Annotated in this window: 6 protein-coding genes and 1 tRNA gene; 1 reads left to right on the forward strand and 6 read right to left on the reverse strand. The window is 54.5% G+C overall.

The window, feature by feature from the left end; translation table 11 throughout:
- Positions 1 to 650 precede the first annotated feature (650 nt).
- Both LG374_RS09270 and LG374_RS09275 read right to left on the reverse strand, forming a co-directional pair.
- Complete coding sequence (locus LG374_RS09270) at positions 651 to 10,028, reverse strand: filamentous hemagglutinin N-terminal domain-containing protein (RefSeq protein ID WP_225757427.1); 9,378 nt, start codon at positions 10,026 to 10,028, stop codon at positions 651 to 653.
- Between the two features lie 77 nt (positions 10,029 to 10,105).
- A complete protein-coding gene (locus LG374_RS09275) occupies positions 10,106 to 11,845 on the reverse strand; it encodes a ShlB/FhaC/HecB family hemolysin secretion/activation protein (RefSeq protein WP_225757428.1) in 1,740 nt (579 codons plus the stop codon).
- A gap of 856 nt (positions 11,846 to 12,701) precedes the next feature.
- On the opposite strand from LG374_RS09275, the gene LG374_RS09280 reads away from it, so the two are divergent.
- A protein-coding gene (locus tag LG374_RS09280) for an IS5 family transposase (protein ID WP_225757429.1) occupies positions 12,702 to 13,494 on the forward strand; the annotation gives its coding sequence in 2 pieces (ribosomal slippage) (positions 12,702 to 12,965 and positions 12,967 to 13,494; 792 coding nt in all).
- A gap of 141 nt (positions 13,495 to 13,635) precedes the next feature.
- On the opposite strand, the gene LG374_RS09285 is transcribed toward LG374_RS09280, so the two are convergent.
- The 4 genes from LG374_RS09285 to LG374_RS09305 form a co-directional block, all read right to left on the reverse strand.
- Positions 13,636 to 15,249, reverse strand: coding sequence for a DUF927 domain-containing protein (locus LG374_RS09285; RefSeq protein WP_225757430.1), 1,614 nt, complete (start codon positions 15,247 to 15,249; stop codon positions 13,636 to 13,638).
- Between the two features lie 545 nt (positions 15,250 to 15,794).
- Positions 15,795 to 16,064, reverse strand: coding sequence for an AlpA family transcriptional regulator (locus LG374_RS09290; RefSeq protein ID WP_225757431.1), 270 nt, complete (start codon positions 16,062 to 16,064; stop codon positions 15,795 to 15,797).
- 1,049 nt (positions 16,065 to 17,113) lie between these two features.
- Positions 17,114 to 18,286 (reverse strand): integrase arm-type DNA-binding domain-containing protein, encoded by a 1,173-nt coding sequence (locus LG374_RS09300; protein WP_225757432.1) that lies wholly within the window; start codon positions 18,284 to 18,286, stop codon positions 17,114 to 17,116.
- Positions 18,287 to 18,507: 221 nt separating this feature from the next.
- Positions 18,508 to 18,597: transfer RNA gene (locus tag LG374_RS09305), tRNA-Ser, on the reverse strand.
- Positions 18,598 to 18,601 lie beyond the last annotated feature (4 nt).

Consider the following 18,601-nt stretch of genomic DNA (forward strand, 5'->3'; position numbering starts at 1 on the left):
AAAAAATTAAGACTCCTATAAAAATGATATAGAGAGCTAATCTAGAAAAAAGTAATAAAAATACAAATCCAACCCTTACTATAGAATAAGAAAATACTTTCGATATTCTATTTATACTAAATAAGATAAGTATTACAAAACAAGTGATTAGTATAAATGGAAATATATTACGATTGACGATATCCTAATCTCTTATATTTAAGAAGGAAAAAATTGAGAAGCTAATATATGAATATATATCTATAAGAACAATTAATACTAGAAATTCTTTCTTACTCATTTGTTTTCCTCTCTTTGTCAATTTAGTGTTTACCCCGCTTGGCGACTTTTACCTATTGCAAACCGTGTGGGCAACAAGTTGTCCACTCTACGCATTGCTACGAGATCAATGAAATAATAATGCCTGCACAAAAAAATAAACAATGACTCTGGAAAGAAGTAATAAAAATGCAAATAGCATTCTTACAACAGGATAAGATAATGCTTTGGATGTTTTCTTTATGCTAAACAGGATGATGATTATGAGATATGTAACTATCATAACCGGAATAAAATTATACCTAAAAACATTCCAATAGAAATCTTGAAATAACATACCTGCAAAAAAAATATATGTATATACATCAATCATTATGAACAAACATAAAGTCTCAATCTTTCCCATTTCTTGTTTTCTCCTTATCTATTCTCTGAAATTCATCTATTGCCTTATAATTTGGATCTCCAAACTCACCAAATATATACTTAAGACCACCAGAATTATTTCTTCTACTATCATATGTAGTATTATCTCCTCGTCCACTGCCAAAATCCATCCATGGATCAACGTCATAATCCATATGGTGCATTGAGGCAACTGAAACTTTGGATGCTCCAGGAGGATAATAATTAAATGTTCCTGCATTGGAAGGTAAGCTAACAATTTCACCAGTATCTTTATTAACGATAACTTCGTACTGCCCATTCTTGTGAGAATATTTTGCATTAGGATAGAGTTCTTTTGGAGGAACTGTTGTTCCATCATCACTAAAATTATGGAAAGCGTTTCTATCGTTAGGCTCTAATTTCCAATTGTCTTCTAATTTTCCATTCTTTCTATCCCGCTTAAATTGCTCTATACCAGGTTCGTTTAGCTTATCTCTTAGAGTCACATGCAAGTAATAAAATTGTTCGCAATTAGCATTGTTTCTGCAATTGTCATAGGCTTGATTGAATTCATGGTCTCTCTTTCCACTTAGTTCATCTAAGTCTCTCAGTTCCTTATATGCCTTCAGATATTCATCAGAAGGTAGCTTTCTATTGTAGCTAAAGTTTTCACTGCTCATTTCTTCTATAGTCTTATCAATAAAACTTTGTAGTTCTTTTCTCCGCGCATTCTCTTCCGGTGTTAGCCAGTTATTCTCCACCGCATTCTGTGCGGTTTTCCCTGCGTTGTAAGTCGTGGCGCTGTTGCCGCCCGTCATCGCACCTGCCCCCGTCGTCAGGGCACCGATAGTCTGGCCGAGCGCGCTTTTTTCCGCCACCGTCAGTTGGTCGATGTTTTTACCGTAGAGGAGTTTGGCCAGCTGCGGCGTACTGTATTCGGCGGTACCGGTTATCGCGGCACTGGCCAATACTTCGCCGGTGCTGCCGCCATTCAGCGCAGTCCTCGCCCCTGCCATCACGGCGTGCAGGGCGATGTGCTCCGGTGTGCCTTCTAGTCCGCGTTTTTTGATTTCTTGGCCGATTTTGTGGGTGATGGCCGGCGCCAGGGTGTTGGCTATGCTGCCGGCTACACTGTTCGCCGGCGTCAGTGCGCCGCCGAGCATGTCCACCGCGACGGCCAGTTGTTCTTGTTGCTCGGCGCGTTGCAGTTGGGCAGCCCGCTTTTCCGGGTCTCGTTGGTATATGGATTCTCGGCGATTTTCTTCTGCCCACTTGCGCAGGTCGCCTTTGACGTCTTGTACGGTGCCGGTGAAGGTTTTCATCACTTGTGCGTTGGTGCGCACGCTGTTTTCGACTTTCGCCGCATCAAAGTGGGCATCGGCCGCGCCGCTTTGCTCTTTTGCGGTCGCGAGCGTCATGCCACGGTTGGCGTTACGGATGGTATCGGCCACGCTTTCTCCCGTCAGCGCTTGTTGGCCCGCCGCGTCGTTGATGGTGATGTTCGCGGTGTTGATGCTCGCGTAGGTGGTGCCGCGATCGTTTTTATTGGTGCGGTCATAGCCGAAGCGGCTGCTCATGCCGCTTTCGCCTACGTTGATGGGGCTGAAGTTTTCGCCCAGCCACTGGATTTGTTGTGAGGTGCCGTTGTTTTTGTCGCCACTCAAGACGGCGCTCAGGCCGAGTGCCACGCTTTTGCCTTTGTATTCGCTGTGGTTTTCCAGGTCTTTGCGGATAAGGCGGTCGGTGCTGAAGTGGTTTTTGCCTTCGGCTTCGGCTTTAGCCGTGCTGACAAAGGTCGCGCCTTCGAGGGTGGCAGTGCCGCTGTTTTTGATGCGGAAGCCGTCATCGCCTGCGAAGAAGCCGCTCTGCCCGCCGAGGGTGTCCTGCTGGGCATTGGCGACGGCGTCGTTTTGTTGGACGTCTTTTTTCCAGGCGTTGATGCGCGCGTTGTTGCTGCTGACGCTCGTGATGGCGTCTCTGCCGCCGCTTTCTTTGTTGATGGTTTTTTCGTGGGCGGTTACGCGGGTTTTTTCGTAATCGATGCCAAGGGCGGCGCCGGCGCCGTAGAGGACGAAGCCGGAGAGGGCGAAGTTGTTGCTGTCGTAGTCCATGGTGCCTTGCGGGCTGATGGCGACGAGGTCGCGCGTGTTGCCTTCCAGGCTTTTGCCGAGGATTTGGGCGCCGTTGATCAGGGTTTTGCCGTCGCCGATGTCGGTGTGGCCCTGCAGACCGCCGATGTGGCTCAGGCGGTAGGTGGTGCTGTTGCCGTTGGTTTTGCCTTTACCAATGTTGGCATTGGCGATAACGCCGAGGCCGCCGCCGTTCGAGCCCAGCATGATGGCGATGCCGCCGCCGCCACCGCCGCTGTGCTGGCTGCTTTCGATGGTTTTTTTCACGCTGTCGGCAGCGAAGGTTTTTTTGCCTTCGACGTTGAGGCGGGTGATGGCACTGCCCGCCAGGTCGGAGCTGATCACGTCCAGGGTGCTGCCTTCGCCTTTACCTTTGATGTCGACGTACACGCCGCTGTCGCCGGTCATCTGGCTGGGCAGCAGGGTATCTTCGTGGGCTTTGTGGTGCACGGTGCTGTGCTGGCCGCCCAGGCTGATCTGGATGTTGATGAGATTGCTATCAGGTTTTTCGCTGGTGGAGGTCAGGGCTTTGCGGAGGGCTTCGATGCCTTTGTAGTTGGCCCAGGTGTTGTTGAGCGTGTTCATGGTCCGGACGCGGGCGTTATCGCCATCGCTCAGGGTTTTCATGGTTTGCAAGGCGGTCTGGGCGACGTTGACCACGGCGCCGCCCAGGTTGGCGGTGAAGCCGGTCTGTTTGTAGTGGCTGTGCATTTCGTGGTCTTGGCTGCCGCGCGCCGCGCGCAGACTGCCGCTTTCGGCGCTGAAGTAGATGTTGCCAGCGCGGTTGCGTTCGGCTTCGCTCATCTGCAGCCATTGTTCTTTGGTAAGCGGCCCGCCTTCGCGTCCGGCATGTACCAGGGCACCCGTGCCATCGTAGTGACCGCCCGCCTGGATGTGGATGTTGCCGTCGATCGCGCCAACCAGGGTCGGGGCGGGGGCTTTGATATTGAGTTCGGTCTCGCCGCTCTGGCGGCGGCTGCCGAGGAATACGCCCCAGCCGCCGGAACCCATCAGGCCGGTTTTGTGTTTGCTGTGTTTTTCGACGCTGCGATAGCTGTTTTTGCCGGCTTTAAGGTTGATGTCGCCTTTGTCAGTATGCAGCATGGTGCCGTGGTCGCTGACGATGTGCATGCCGGTGGCGTTGATGTCGCCTTGTCCCGCCGCAACGACGACGGTATCGCCGGTGATGGTGCCGGCTTTGTTCTGATGGATTTCGGTTTCGACGTAGTCGCGTGTGTGGGTGCGTTTGAGGAAGCCGCGTTGTTTGCTTTCGCGGGCGCTGATGGTGTGCTCAACGATTTCTCCCGCCTCGGCGTCAACGCCTTTGGCACCGTAGAGGTATACCTGGCTTTTGCCGCTGTCGAGTTCGGCGGCTTTCATGGTCAGTTTGCCATCGGTGGCGATGACGGCCAGTTTGCCGTCGCCGCTGGTGTGCACGCCTTTGTGTTCGCCCCGGTAGTGGTAGTCGTAGTTGCCCGCGTCCTTTTTGTCGAGGGTTTGCTCGTAGACAAATTCTGCACCCAGGTCGGTTTTTTTGCCCTGGATGAGGGTGGTGCTGGTTTTGTCGCCGAGGTCGAGTGCGGTGGTACCGATGTTGGTTTCATCCGCTTCGCCGAGGATGACGGTGCTGCCTGTGGCGTAGCGTTTGAGCTGGCCTTCGGCAGTGATGGTGTGGCTGTTGTGGTAGCTCTTACCCGCGTCTTTGGCGGCGTTTTCGTTGCGGTCGGCGGTTTTGGGCTGGAAGTTGAACTGTTTGCCGGCAGTGGCTTTGAAGTATTTGCCAGCATTGATGGTGCCCGCGCTGCCGTTGTAGGTGTCGCTGGCATGGACGTCGCCGTGGTTGCTGGTGTATGTACCGCTGTGGTCAATGTTGCGGTAGTAAAGTTTGAGGGCGTCGCGGCCGCCAATGTCGCCGGCGTTGTTGTGGTAGTTACCTTTGAGGGCGATGCGGTTCGCGCCAATGGTTGGGTGGCTGGTGTCGAGGTCGTCCGGTCGTTTTTGTGCATAAACTTGCGGCACCTGGCGCACGATCTGGCGGCCATCGGGCAGGGTGATGGTTTTGTTGACCATCAGCACGACGTCTTCGCTGAGGCTCTTCATGTGCTCGGCTGTCAGGGCAACGCCGGGCGCGAGCTGCAGTTTGGCCCGCAGGCGTTCGCCGGCGTCAACAAGCGCGTTGAATTGGCTGCTGTCATCATGGAAACCTTTGAGATAGCGGTAGCCGGTAAGGCGGGCGATTTGGTTTCTGACGAGCTCCTGGTTGTAGTAGCGGTCGCCGATGCTGCGGCTGAAGTCAATGTAGGGCACGCCCTGCGTGGTACCGCTGTATGCCGCGCCTTTGTCGTTCAGGTCGCTGTAGCGGTCGTAGTGCGGGTTCATCGGCGTGCTTATCAGCTCGCCGTTCTTGAAGAGTTCGGGGCGGTGTTTTTCCAGGATACGGGCAAAGGTCGGATCAAGGGTATAGAGACCCCGGGCCGGGTTGACCGGGATGCCTTCAGGAGCGGCAATGTTGTCCGGGTTGATCTGGTAGAAGCTATCTTGCGGCAGTGTGGGCTGGTAGTCGTTAATGGTTTGGTAGACGACGGTTTTGCCGTTTTTGTCAATGAAGTCCACGATGGTGGTGCCGTTGTTACCACCGCCACCGTTACTGCCGCCGTTACCGCCGGGGAAGGGGATACCGCCACCACCGGTACCGTCGTCGTAGCGGTTGCCATTGTGGTTACCACCGATCTTTAAGTGGCCCAAGGAGATTTGTATTGGTTCAGCAATATTAGGCGGGGTGTAATTGTTAAATAACTGGTAGTCATCGCGAAACCAGCTACCAAATTTGCCATTTACCGCACGGATGGTATGCCACCCGTCCCATAGGCTGCCGTTCAACATGTTTTGCGCTGTGCCGTCAATGCTGCCTGCCGTGATGTGTCCTTCGTTGTTGACACTGTCGGCATTGACGGTGAGGTTGCCACTCACGCTTATGCTGCCGGGGGCAACATTGCGTACTGCACCGCGACTTTCTTCTAATAAATAATGGTATTTGGTGTGGTGTCCACGGGGGGTCTGGCTTCGATATTCTTCCGGAATCCACTCGTTCTTCCTACTTCGGTTGGAATAGAAGGTGACTTCTGTCAAGTTGATAATATCGTTACCGACAAATTTCCGGCTGTCGATGTTTTCGATGCGGGCCGCGTTGATATTGGCATCACCGCCAACCACATTGATTTCACCCTTGTTGTCATTGCGCAGAAGGTCTGCCTGCCCGGTTGCCTGGTGATTGCCATCGAGGGTGCGGCCAACGTGGAGGCCGCCCACGCTTTCGATTCTGGCGCTACCTTCGTTGATGATCTCGCCAGCGGCCAGGTCAATGCGATCGGCGGCAGCGATGGTGGCACCATCGAAGTTTTTCAGGCTTTGCGCCTCCATCGCAACGTGTCCGCCCTGGATTTTTGCCCTGTGTCTGTTTTCGATGGTGGTGCCGGCTTTGAGCAGCAGGGTACCATAGGCGGCAATCTGGCCTTCGTTGCTGATGAAACTGTCACTGGTGATGCTTGCGTTTTCTTTGAATTCAAATTTGGCATCGGGTGTGAAAATCACCTCACTACCACTAATGCGCGCCCAGCCGCCGCTGTAGTGCGGCGCATTGAAGGTGTAGCGTTCCTCGGTCTGGATATCCATGTTGCCGCCGGTGTGCACTTCTTCCAGATCGTCAATACGGCGCGCGCGCATTTGCAGGTCGGCCCAGCTTTCCACTTTACCGCCTTTGACGCTATCGACGTCAACGTTCAGGTTGTTGCCGACGATGTAGCCGCCGCTGCTGTCAATGGTGGTTTTTTTGCCGTCAATGCGCAGTTCGTCCTGGCTGACGATTTGTCCGCCCTGGTTATTCAGTTGTTCGCCGTCGGTCTCTATGTGCAGTTTGTTGCGCCCGATGAGGTGTCCGCCCTGGTTGTTAATGTCGCTGCTTTGCAGGTGGTATTCGCTGCCGTCAATGCTGCCGCCCGTATTATCGAGCTTCGGGGTTTCTATGTGCAGCTTTTTGCCGCTGTGGATGTTACCGCCGTTGTTATTGAGTTGCGGGGTTTTGATGTGCCAGTCTTCTTCGGTGGCCAGCACGCCGCCGCTGTTGTTGATGTTGCCGGCGACATTCAGGGTGAGGCGGCCCCGGCTGGCGATTTGTCCCTGACTGTTATCCAGCTCAGGGGTATTGATGATGACTTCCTGGTCGCTGCCGATGTTGCCGCCTTTGTTCGCAAACTGCGGCGTGTTTACGGTGATACGGGTTTTGCCGGCCAGTTTGCCATTGTTATCCAGCTCGGCGGTATCAATGGTGGTTTCGCCTGAGGCGGCTGCCGTGCCGCTATTTTTGAGGTGGCGGTTGCGCAGGTAGAGTTGTTGTTGGGCGTGGATAAGGCCGCTGTTGTCGAGTTTTTCGCCGCTGATGCGGCTGTTTTGGTTGCTAACGATGCGGCCGCTGTTCGTCGTGCTTTGTGCTTGTAATCCGATGTCACCGCCCGCCTGGAGTTCCCCCCGGTTGTTGACGTTTTGGCTGTTGACGGTGAGTGTCTCTGTCGCGCTGAGCTTGCCGCTGTTTTCGGTGGTATCGCTGTGGATGGTGATGTGCTGCGCACTGGCGGTGGTGCCGCTGTTGCTCAGTGTCTTGCCATGCAGGGCGATGTTGTTGCTGTACAGTTCGCCTTGCTGGTTCAGCTGGGCGAAATTCTGGTATTTCAGTTCGCCGCCCGCCTGGATGCGCCCCCGGTTGTCCAGGGTACCGTCATTTAGGGTCATGTCACCGCCGGCCAGTAGCTGGCCGCTTCCGTTTTCCCAGTGTCCCCGGTTGTAGAGGTGCAGGTTGTTCTGGGCACTGATGCTGCCGCCGTCGTTACTGGTTTTTATGCTGTCAATACGCAGGGTGCCGGCTTTCACCTGGCCGTGACTGTTGTCCCACTGTTTGCTGATGTTGAATTCGGCTTTATCCGCAACTTCTATGCGCCCGAAACGGTTGTCCAGATTTTGGCTTTTCAGGTGTAGGGTGTTGGTTTGCAGGCTGCCGTGCTGGTTGTTAATGTCGCCTGCATCAAAACGCATGCTTTGGCTGCGCAGGGTGCCGTGGCTGTTGTCGAGGTTTGCGCCCTGGGTCAGGGTGAGGCGGGCAAATTCGCTGTCCTGGTGATTGGTGAAACTCTTGCTTGCCGTGACCGAGAGCAGGTTATTGATTTCAAAGACGCCCCGATTGTTGAAGCTGGAGCGGATTTTCAGGCTGCCTTCGGGGCCGGCGGATCCGCCCCCGCTCGTGCCCGTTGCGCTGTTTGCGCCCGCCCCCGGTTTTTGGGTACGGATGCTGTTATACGGGCTGGTCGCAGTGTCGTAGTCGGCGGTATGGATGTTGAGCGAATAGGGGCCGCGCTGGGTGATGGTGCCCCTTTCGCGATTTTCCAGGCTGTCAGCGCTGATATTAAGTAGCTCGCCGGAGATGTTGCCGCTATTGTCAATGGTATTGCCAGCGTTGAGATCGAGGGTGCTGCCCGCATAGAGGGAGCCGCTGTTTTCAATGTTATTGCCGGCATCGAGAGTCAGGGCTTCGCCTGCGCTGATCAAGCCGCTGTTCGTAATATTTTGTCCTGCTTTCAGGTTGGCGCTGCTGCCAGCGCTAATGCTGCCGTCACTCGCGATGTCACGACGGGCGTAGAGACTGAGGGTGGTCGCGCTGCTGATGTTACCCCCTCCAGTGTTGCTGATTTGCCCGGCGCTGATGTCAAGCGGCGCGGTGCTGTTGATGCTACCCCGGTGGTTATCCAGCTGACCCTGAATGATGATGGGTTTTGCGCGTTCGAAGTTGAGGGTGCCGCTACGGTTGTCAAGGTTGCTCGCCCGAATGTCGGCATTTTCAAAGTGGCTTGTGCCGCCGCGATTGTCGAATTTGCCGTCGCGCAGGGTGATTTGGCTGATGGCGACGGTGCCGCTGTTTTGGTAGTCACGAGTATTGAGGTCGATATTGCCACCGCTACTGATGTTGCCCCGGTTATCTATCTTGCCGCTGGCGGTGATGCGGCCAATGGCGTTGCTGTTTTTGTTGTCGGCGTTGTTCGGGGCTTCAGGGGTATTTTTGTTAGCTTGATCTTGTCCAGCTGTGCGCGCTTGCAAGGTGGCTGTGTCACGGTTGCTGAATGCGTTACTGCGCAGGTAGAGGGTGTTGTTGCTGTTGTGCCGCAGTTCGCCGCTGTTTTGCAGGTTTTCCAGCTGGATGTCGAGGGCATTGGCTCTGATGTTGCCGCTGTTTTCCAAGGTGCCGGGTAGCTGGATATTCAGACTCTCTGTCTGGAGGGTGCCGGCATGATGCACGCCGACGCCCTGTTCTGTGCCGATGAGGCGGATGCGGCCTGCGTACATGCCTCCAAGTGCACTGCTGTCCACGGCGAAGCGCGGCGCTGCATGTTGACCGTCCGTATTTTTAGGGGTGATGCTGCCGTCGGCTCCCAGGCTGTTGTTGCCGGTGATGAGATCCACTTGCCCGGCACCTGCCTGGATTTCTCCGTTTAGCTTGATTTGCCGTGCTAGCAGGGTGGTGTAGTCGTGTTGCTGCGCGTTCAGTCCACCGGGGGTGATTTCGATCAGGCCATTCGGCGCACTGTGTTGCACCGGACTGCCCCGTTCGATAGTGACTTGTCCGGCGGTGTATTGCACTTTGCCGGCGTTGATAAATCCTCCGTTCACCATCAGCCCCGCCGGATTCGCTACGATGACGTCGGCTTTTTGTCCGGCAATTTCCACCATGCCCTGCAAGTGGGAGGGGTCTTGGCTGCGTACCTGGTTGACGATAAGCGCCGCTTCGCCCTTGGCCAGATGTGGGTTGCCCGCCACCACGCCGCCACTCAGGGTCGCACTGTCTTTGCGCGCGTTATTCATCACGGCGCCTGCCGCGTCTATGTCAAACCGGCTGTAGCGGTTCATCGAGATGCCGGAGGCGTCCGGAGTCTGGATGTCGATTTGTGGCAGGCCGTTCGCCGTTTTCAGGATGACTGGACGTTCGTGGGCAGGGGCGCGATCATCTTCGCTAATTACGCTTTCTGCCCAGAGTAGTTGTGGGCTGAGGCCACAGGCCAGGGCAATACAGGCCGGTAGCAGACGGATGCGGATTCCTAGCGTCCGTCTGCTATGTCCGCCATGGCTTTTGCCCTTACCGCGTGCGTATTCCCAGGTAACAATAATTTGTTGCAGGGCTGCGCTGTAGATGGTTTTGTAAATTCCTTTGTTCATGGTTGTCCTCTGTGTTCAGGTGGTGCGGGCAAGGCCCGTGGTTGTTGTGCTTGATGGCGGTTATTCAGGCTTCGTCATTACCAGTGGTAGCCGGCGCTGAAGCCAAGTACGAAGCGGTCGGTTTTTTTCCAGTCTCGTGATTTGAGAATCGGGGTACCGATAAAGGCGTCGTATTGCCAGCTCCCGTGGTAATTCACCGCGCCGCGTACGCCCAGTGCCGTACCCATAATGGTTTTGTCTTGCAACCAGGCGGTGTTCTTACCCCATACTTGCCCTATGTCCGCCCCCAGGTAGAGCTGGTGGTTTGGTTGGTAGGCCCAATTCAGGGTGTTGCGCCAGTACCAGCCGCTATCGCCGGAAAGGCTGTTGTTCTCGCTGAAGCCGCGTACGCTGTTGCGCCCACCCAAGGTCAACAGATCCAGGGAGATGAGGCGCCTGTCGCTGTATTGCAGGTGCAGGTCGTTCTGCCAGCTCCAGTTGCGGTTTTTATCCAGCTGAACATGCCAGCTGGAATCCAGCGTCCAGATGCCCGCTTTGGCATTGCCTTCGTTAAAGCCTTCCTCCGGTACAGGGTCGGCACCAAGCATCCGCGTTCCTTTTTTGTAATGGATAGCGCCCTGAAAGACGGCTTGTGGGAAGAGGATGCTCTGCCGTAGGCCCAGCTGCCAGCCAGCCGTGCGTCTTTTTTGCACGTCAATTTCTGCACTGCCGATGTAGTTGCGGTTTTCTCGCCACCACAAGCCGGCATCAAGCGTGGTCTTCTTGTTCTGATCGCGATAAATGGTATTGCTGATGTCGGCGGCAAATTTCTGGTTGTTGCCCTTGTAGTGGTAAACGCGGGCATAGCCGGGGATGACTTGGTCGTAGTGGTAACGGCTCGCACTCAGACCTAGCTGCCAGTCACGGTAGGGGATCGTGTAGTTGAGGTAGTAGTTATCCGTAGAGGTTTTGTGCCGCTTACCCTCGCGGTCGCGCAAGCGTGTACCCGGTTTGAGGGTACGGGTGTAGCTCGCATAAAAACTGTCACTAAAGTTCAGCGGGTTGTCCACCGCAATACTGGCGGTTGCCAGGTATTTGCCCAACGCGTTGCTGCCGCTGTCATCAATGAGGAAACTAAACTGGTAGGGGCGTCCGGTCTTCGTCCAATGCACGATTAGCTCGCTCTCACCTTCACGTGCCGCCGGCGCAATGTCAATGTTGGCGTCCAGACCGCTGAGACGGCGCACGTTATCTAGTGCTTGCTCTAGTTCACGTAGGTTGAGCACTCGTCCGCGCAGGTGAGTAAAGGTTTTTGGTGTCCGCTGTACGCCGTTTTTCTCCTCGCGGATGGCCGTTATTTTTCCCGGTAGTACGGCAAGTTGCAGGATGTCCTGCTGTGCGCCTTGTGTCTGCAAGACAACGCGTGTTGTCACCCAACCGTCGGCAATCAACTGGTTTTGCGCCGCTTTGATGATGTCCATCACTTCCCCGGCGCGGATGCAGCCTTGTGCTTTGCCGTAAGTGTTTGATCCTCTCGCTTGCAGATGCTGGGTGTTCACAGCCCGTTCCAAATAGCGGTAAAAAGCACGACTGGGCGCTTGCAGCGTGAGGTTCTTATAGCTGGTGCAGGCTTCACGTGCTTCTTGCGATAGCGGCGTTTCCTCAGCAGTGGGGGCAGAGAAGTCAAGAGTGGAAAAATCTTGCGGTGTCACGCTTTGGTTGAGGCGCTGCTGTCGTGCCTCGGCACGGCGGTAGATCAGGTCGGGGTCAACGGGAGCGGTTTGTTGTGCCGTGGCAGAAATAGCACCCAGCAGCAAGAAACAGGGGAGGTAGCGCATAGGCCTTCCTTGGATGATGTTCCATCCGTGGTTTGATTGTACGCACGGTATTATACCGTTTTGAACACCCTTGAAAAAATAGGCGATGCCCTGACAAGGGATGCACAATGAATTTGTCAATGGCTTTAGACGGGAAACCCGAGGGAATTTTCCTTGAGTTCAGAGAACGTCCAATACCAAAGAACAATAGGTGGAGAAAGAGGGGAGGGGAGCTTGATAGAAAGAGAAAGCCCCAGTGCCGCTCTGGGTTCTACCGGGCCTTCCACATCACCCGATGCGGGGGTTCCTCGGCCCAGGCGGCACTGGAAGCATTAAACAAACTACGCCAGCGGCTTTGTTCCGTCAAGTTGGGGAAGCGGGGTGGATGACATTCTGAAGCTGGTGAGCGTGGCAGTGGGGAAACATTAACAGCCCAAGCGGTAAACATTACGGTTCATCTTGCGGGGAAGAGCAGGGGGTGATGTAAAAGTGGGCAAAAATCAAAAAACAGCGGGAACCACGGGAACCGCATTGTTTTTTAAAGGAATAGGGTGGGAACGTTGCTGGGAACCTAGCGGGAACCTGCTGGGTGTCATCCGTTTGATCTATATCAAAGTTCCCATCGGGTTCCCGTTAGATTCCCGTTATGGTTCCCGTTGTGCTGGTAATAAAATCAATGGGGTTCCCGTGGTTCCCGCTATCTTTGCCGTTCTCGCATCAGGCGTGCGAGTGCGTGATGCGATCCTTTCTGACTTCTTGCCGTTACCGATTGCCCATATTTTATCCATGTTGACCCGTTTTCCCGGGCAGATTTTGGGGGCATCCTGCGATTCTTAGAACGTGTTCATTATCTCAGCCTCTGCTGTAAACTATCGGTATGAACAGAAAAACCTACCCAAGCGATATCAGTCGCGAGCAATTTGCGCCTTTCCTCCCCCTGCTGGAAAGTGCCCGTAAACGCACAGCGCCACGTCAGGTGGACTTGTACGATGTCTTTTGTGCCATTCTCTACCTGCAACGCACTGGCTGCTCCTGGCGCGCTTTGCCGGGCGATTTCCCCAAATGGCGCACCGTGCATTCCTACTTCCAGAGATGGACTGAGCCACGCGAGAGTGGCATCAGCATCCTTGAGGAAGCATTAAAAAAATCAGGTAGTTGCGGAGCGCCGCAAGCAGGGGCATCATGAAGCAACCACTTTCCTGATTATTGATGCGCAGAGTGTGAAGAACACGGATACGGCCATGGAAAAAGGCTACGATGCGGGCAAGAAGGTTAGCGGTATCAAGCGGCATATAGCGGTTGACACGCAGGGTTTGCCGCATGCCCTTGCGGTAACGACGGCGGATGTTACGGATAGAAAAGGTTGTCTTTTGGCACTAAAACGCGAGCTGGATAATCTTGGTGCGGTACAAAAAATCCTTGCTGACGGTGGTTACACGGGTAAGGCATTTGCTTCGTCGGTACAGGAGTTGATTGGTGCGGAAGTAGAGATTGCCAAACGAAACGAATTGCACCGTTTTGCAGTATTGCCGAAGCGATGGGTAGTCGAGCGCAGCTTTTCCTGGTTGGAAAAGAACAGGCGGCTTTGGAAAAACTGCGAGCGTAAGTTGAGTACCAGTCTGCAAATGGTAGCTTTGGCTTTCTTGGGAGTCCTGCTACGAAGACTATGAACACGCTCTTAATGCTGTCGACCAAGCAGGGGCAATGCTTCTTCCCTGACCTTCCCGCTCGGCTATACCCACCGCTGCCATCGCTATCACCACCGCATAAAAAACCGCCCGAAGGCGGCTTTTTCGGCGTTTTTGGCGGGGTCAGGTGTCCTCCCCTTCCTCCGGCGCTTCGTCGCCTTCTGTGGGCGGCTGGGCGCCTTTGAAGCGGTAAACGCGCAATAAATTGCCCCTGACCTTGCGGCGGTGCTGCCAGCGGCGGTCACCATGGCGGCTGCCTGCCGGGCGCAGCAGCCAGCCCATTTTGTCGCCGAGGATGTCGCAGGCATCGGCGATGCGTTCTTTGTCGCCGTCGCAGAAGTGGGCGACGAAGACGGCGGGCAGCACGTCGTACAGTGCACCGTCTGCCTCGTCCCAGACGTAGCCCGCCCAGTCGTTGGGATAGAACATTTGCCCCTCGCTCAGGCGCACGAAGCGCGGCAACAACAGGGGAAAGCGTTCTGCCGCTTCGCGTATCCGCGCTTCTTCGTAGCTGCCCCGGGGTTGCAAGGCGTACCAGTCGGCGAAAGCTTGCATGACGCCTTCGCGCGCGGCTGCGGCACTGATGCCGCTGATGCCCCACTCACTCGCCTGCATCAACGCGGCGGCGCAGAGGGCGAAGAGACGCGCGCTACGTCCCTGTTGCGCGGTCATGGGGTGACGGTCGTGTGCCTCTCCCAAAAACGCCGTGTACAGCGTTTTCAGCCGTTTTTCCGCCTGGGTAGTGTCCTCCATCAGCTTTTGGATAAAAAGCCGCCCTGCGCAGCCGTAGGTGGTTATGACGGCATGGTTGAGGTGGTCGGTGAAAGCGCGGAAGTCAGGGAAGCCGTGTTTGTCCTCCAACCGGTGCGGGATGGACGGGCAGCGCACCATCTGTCCGGCCATCATCTGCCGCCCCTGTTTGCCGAAGTGGGCTTGCAGGCTGGTTTCACCGCTGGAGATGGCCAGCACGCGGAAGCGCAACTCCGGGCGATTGCCGCCTTCTTTCGCCCCTTGCAGGCGGGCGCGTCCGTTGGCAATGGCGTAGGCGCAGGTTTCTACGGCCTGTTTGCTGTCTTCGCCGATTTCATCGAGGGAGAGCAGGCCGTCGTTGCGCGCGGCGGCGGCGTTGGTCAGAGCATAGCCGGTGGCGTTCCAGCTATGGCCGGCGTCGCGGCCGTGTCCCCACACCGATAGCGCCACGCGTTGCAGGGTGCTTTTGCCACTCGATGACGGGCCGTAGAGGTGCAGGATGCCGCCTTCCAGTCCGAAACGTTGCAACAGCGGGGCGGCAAAGGCGGCGCCCAGCATCAGGCACATGCGGCTGTTGCCGGCGGCGTAACGGCCGATGCTATCGCGCCATTCGGCAAGAGTACCGAGCGGGGTAAAGGCGTCATGACGCGGTGTGGGTTGCTGGAAGAGAATATTGTTCGCGCTACCGAGGGTGTCGCCGTTGGGCAGGATGTAGCCGTGTCCGTGCCAACCGGCGGTATCGGTCAGTGTCCAGCGTTGCGGCAGAGGTTGGGCTTGCAGGTAGTCGGCCAGGCGTTCCTGCTGGCGGCGGGAAGTCGGAATGCGGCGCATGATGCGCCAGCCGTTGCGTTCACCCACTTCCGCCCAGGGTAAGGCAAAGTGCTGACCGTTGTGCTTGAGGATGTAGTGCGGTTCGCCGTTGTCATCGTAGGCATCGCCAACCACCTCGAAGGCATCGCTGATGCGTTGTGGCTCGCCAATTGCCATTGTCGAACCACAAACCGCCGTCGCGGCAGATGAAGCGGGGATCGCTCATGCGGTACCGCCCGCCATTTGGCAGCAAGCGTTGCTTGCGAGAGGTACGCAGACACTAGCGACGGCATTGCTGCGCGGCAGGGGAAAATGGCACGACATGACAGTCTCCTTGCTGATTTCAGAATAACCATTGCCATTGCGGCGAACCCAAAAGGGCGACGGTGTACAGGGAATTTGCATTACCGCTCAACAAGAAAATAGCGTTACCACGCATACCGCCATAAAAACGGGCGCAAGAATAGGGCATTAAAAGAGCGCACATAGCACTCATTACGCTTGTTGAAATTCGGGCTGCACAATTCGATTGCCGTTTCTTACGGCAACGATATTAAATGACACAATCACGATAGCCATGGCAATAATCAAGGGGAAAACATTTATAGTTAAATATCTAAAAAATCGTAACGGCGTTGCGCCGCCTTGCCGTACTACTTGTACTGTCTGCGGCGGCGCGCCTTGTTGCACTTTTTTATCTATTCAACTATATCCTTAATGAATTAACCGGAATGGCCTTGTGCGGTAATAGCAGCAATCCATGCTTGAATATCGCGGCTGTTCCAGGCAATCCGTCGGCTGCCAATACGGATGGGTTTGGGGAAACTCGCATCGTAATAGGGACTATCCGGATTACACCGATGCCAAATTGTGGTGCGCTTCAAGCCCACTATTGCGCTGACTTCATCAACGCGTAACAGGCGCGCTTCACTGTCCTGTGTTGCAAAAGAGGGAGATGGGGGTTCGTTCATGACAGCTTCGCTTTCCTTCATGGCTTCTTCTCGCTGGTTTGGAGGTCAGCGCATCATAGCGGGGTTGCAAAGGGGCGTCGCCCCTTTGGCACGAACGGTTGGGGCAAATCGTCAGATTTGTAAACAACCGCCATCGTGCCTGTCAAAAAACGGTAAATCGGTAATGGCTTGAAAAAGCAGACTTCGAACGCTATTGAAAGAAACAAATAATATAGAATTACCATTTATTCAGAATGGTCAGAAATGGTTTAATTGAACCAATGGCAGCGAAGAATTATTAGCAGAATGGATATAGGGATTGGCACGAAAGTGAGTCAATACTGACGCAAAGTTGAGTCAATACTGACACAGATTTGCGTCAATACTGACACAGATTTGCGTCAATACTGACACAGATTTGCGTCAATACTGACACAGATTTGCGTCAATACTGACACAGATTTGCGTCAATACTGACACAAAGTTGAGTCAATACTGACACAGATTTGCGTCAATACTGACACAGATTTGCGTCAATACTGACACAGATTTACGTCAATACTGACACAGATTTACGTCAATACTGACACAGATTTGCGTCAATATTGACACAGGTTTGCGTCAATACGAATGCAAAATTAGGTCAATTTTGGTACAACACAAGGATAATTAAGGGACTATTGGCACAAAGGAAAAAATATAGGTATGGTGTGTTAATGCTATTTAGCGCGCCGTAATACAGTAGCCAGATGCCAGAATAACTATTGTCATGACATCTGTTCATAACTTGAAGAAAAGGATAGATACGCTGCCAATAGAGAGGATAAAAATAAAACCCGAACGGTTCTTGAAAACCGTTCGGGCTAATCACCGACCGGTGCATAATGACCGGCCCACCGCAGGTTTATACTCCTAAGCGATTAAGTCGCATATTATTCCGCATGATGGCTAAAGGCAATGCGCCTATGGTTTCCACTAGCCCCTACATGGCAAGCGGTAGGCTACTGATGGAAAAGTCATGATATAGGTCGCCATTATCTGTACCAGGATCAACGGAATAACAAATTGGGCAGTTATTATCAATAATCGCTCTATCCCCCGCTGCTAATCTGCGCGCGTAAATAATCGGCATACCATTGCATCATGCGTTGCCGTTCTTCCAGATACTCGGCGCGGTTATAGGCTGCCCTGACCTGATTGCCCTCACGGTGCGCCAGCTGTCGCTCGATGGCATCGGGATTCCATTGCCCGCTTTCGTTGAGGATGCTCGAACCCATCGCGCGAAAACCGTGCGGCACGGCGCGTCCGCCATAGCCCATGCGCTTCATCGCCAGCGACAGGGTTGTGTCGCTAAGGGGCTGGTTGCGGTTGCCGGTGATGAAATAGGGGCTGTTGTAGCGGTTCAGGGCACGCAGTTCGTCCAGCGTTGCCAGTGCCCAATCCGATAGCGGCACCACATGGGCAATGCCCATCTTCATGCGCTCGGCGGGAATATGCCATTGATCGCCGTTCAGTTCCGCCCATTGTCCCAGCCTGACTTCGCCGCTACGGGTCAGGGTCAAGATCAAGAGGCGCAATGCCAACGCCGTTTTACGGTTGGGATAGCGCTCGAGGCGTTGAAAAAATTCGGGGATTTCTGCCGCCGGCAAAGATGGCTGGTGTCGAACCCGGTTTTGCGCGCTGCGTACGGTTTTTGGGGCGGATAAGGCGGGGTTGAGTGTCGCCCTGCCGGTCTGGATGGCGAAGGCGAAAACGGCACTGATGCGCTGTTTGACGCGGGTTCTGGTTTCGGGTCTGTCGGCGAGGCGGTTCAGGATGCTGACGATGACAGGCGGCTGAATCTCGCTGACGGCTTTACTGCCGATATGTGGGAAAACGTACTGCTCCAGGGTGTGGATGACCTGCCAGGCGTGTTTCTCATTCTTCCACGCGGGGCGCTGGTGGGCGTACCACTCGCGTGCGACTTTCTCAAAGTTTTCTTGCTGCTTTTCTGCCTGCTTCCGCTTCTGCTTGTGCCGGTGCGGGTCGGTGTCTTGCGCGAGCAGGCTTTGTGCGTCACGGTGCAGTTGCCGCGCCTGTTTCAGCCTGACTTTTGGATATACACCCAGCGACAGGGTGCAGTCCTGACCGTCGAAGCGGTAACGGTAACGCCAGTATTTGCCGCCGCGTGGGGTAATGAACAGATGCAGCCCGCCACCGTCAAACAGCTTGTAGGGACGTTCGCCTGGCGGGGCATTTTTGATGATTTTTTCGGTCAGTCGCATGGGGTCGGAAGATTGGAGGGTTCGGCGGGATTGTAACCACCGAAAATGAACCCCAAAAGAACCCCATTTTTCTTTCGTTGCGCTTAAACGGACATGAAACTTGACAAACGAAAATAAACAAGAAATTTCTGTTACGGTTTGTTTATCAAGGATTTTTCCCCGAACGCTTGAACGAGCATGGACGAAAAAAAACGCCATGAAACATGGCGTTTTTGAGTAGATGGCGGAGAGACAGGGATTCGAACCCTGGGAGGGCGTGAACCCTCTTCGGCTTTCGAGACCGACGCATTCAACCACTCTGCCATCTCTCCGCGC

This window comes from Cardiobacterium sp. Marseille-Q4385 (genome assembly GCF_916618745.1).
GTDB lineage: Bacteria > Pseudomonadota > Gammaproteobacteria > Cardiobacteriales > Cardiobacteriaceae > Cardiobacterium.

Coding starts and splice junctions, on each gene's coding strand:
- LG374_RS09285 (WP_225757430.1), bottom strand. CDS start 15,249: ATGGCAATTGGCGAGCCACAACGCATCAGCGATGCCTTCGAGGTGGTT.
- LG374_RS09275 (WP_225757428.1), bottom strand. CDS start 11,845: ATGCGCTACCTCCCCTGTTTCTTGCTGCTGGGTGCTATTTCTGCCACG.
- LG374_RS09290 (WP_225757431.1), bottom strand. CDS start 16,064: ATGAAGGAAAGCGAAGCTGTCATGAACGAACCCCCATCTCCCTCTTTT.
- LG374_RS09270 (WP_225757427.1), bottom strand. CDS start 10,028: ATGAACAAAGGAATTTACAAAACCATCTACAGCGCAGCCCTGCAACAA.
- LG374_RS09300 (WP_225757432.1), bottom strand. CDS start 18,286: ATGCGACTGACCGAAAAAATCATCAAAAATGCCCCGCCAGGCGAACGT.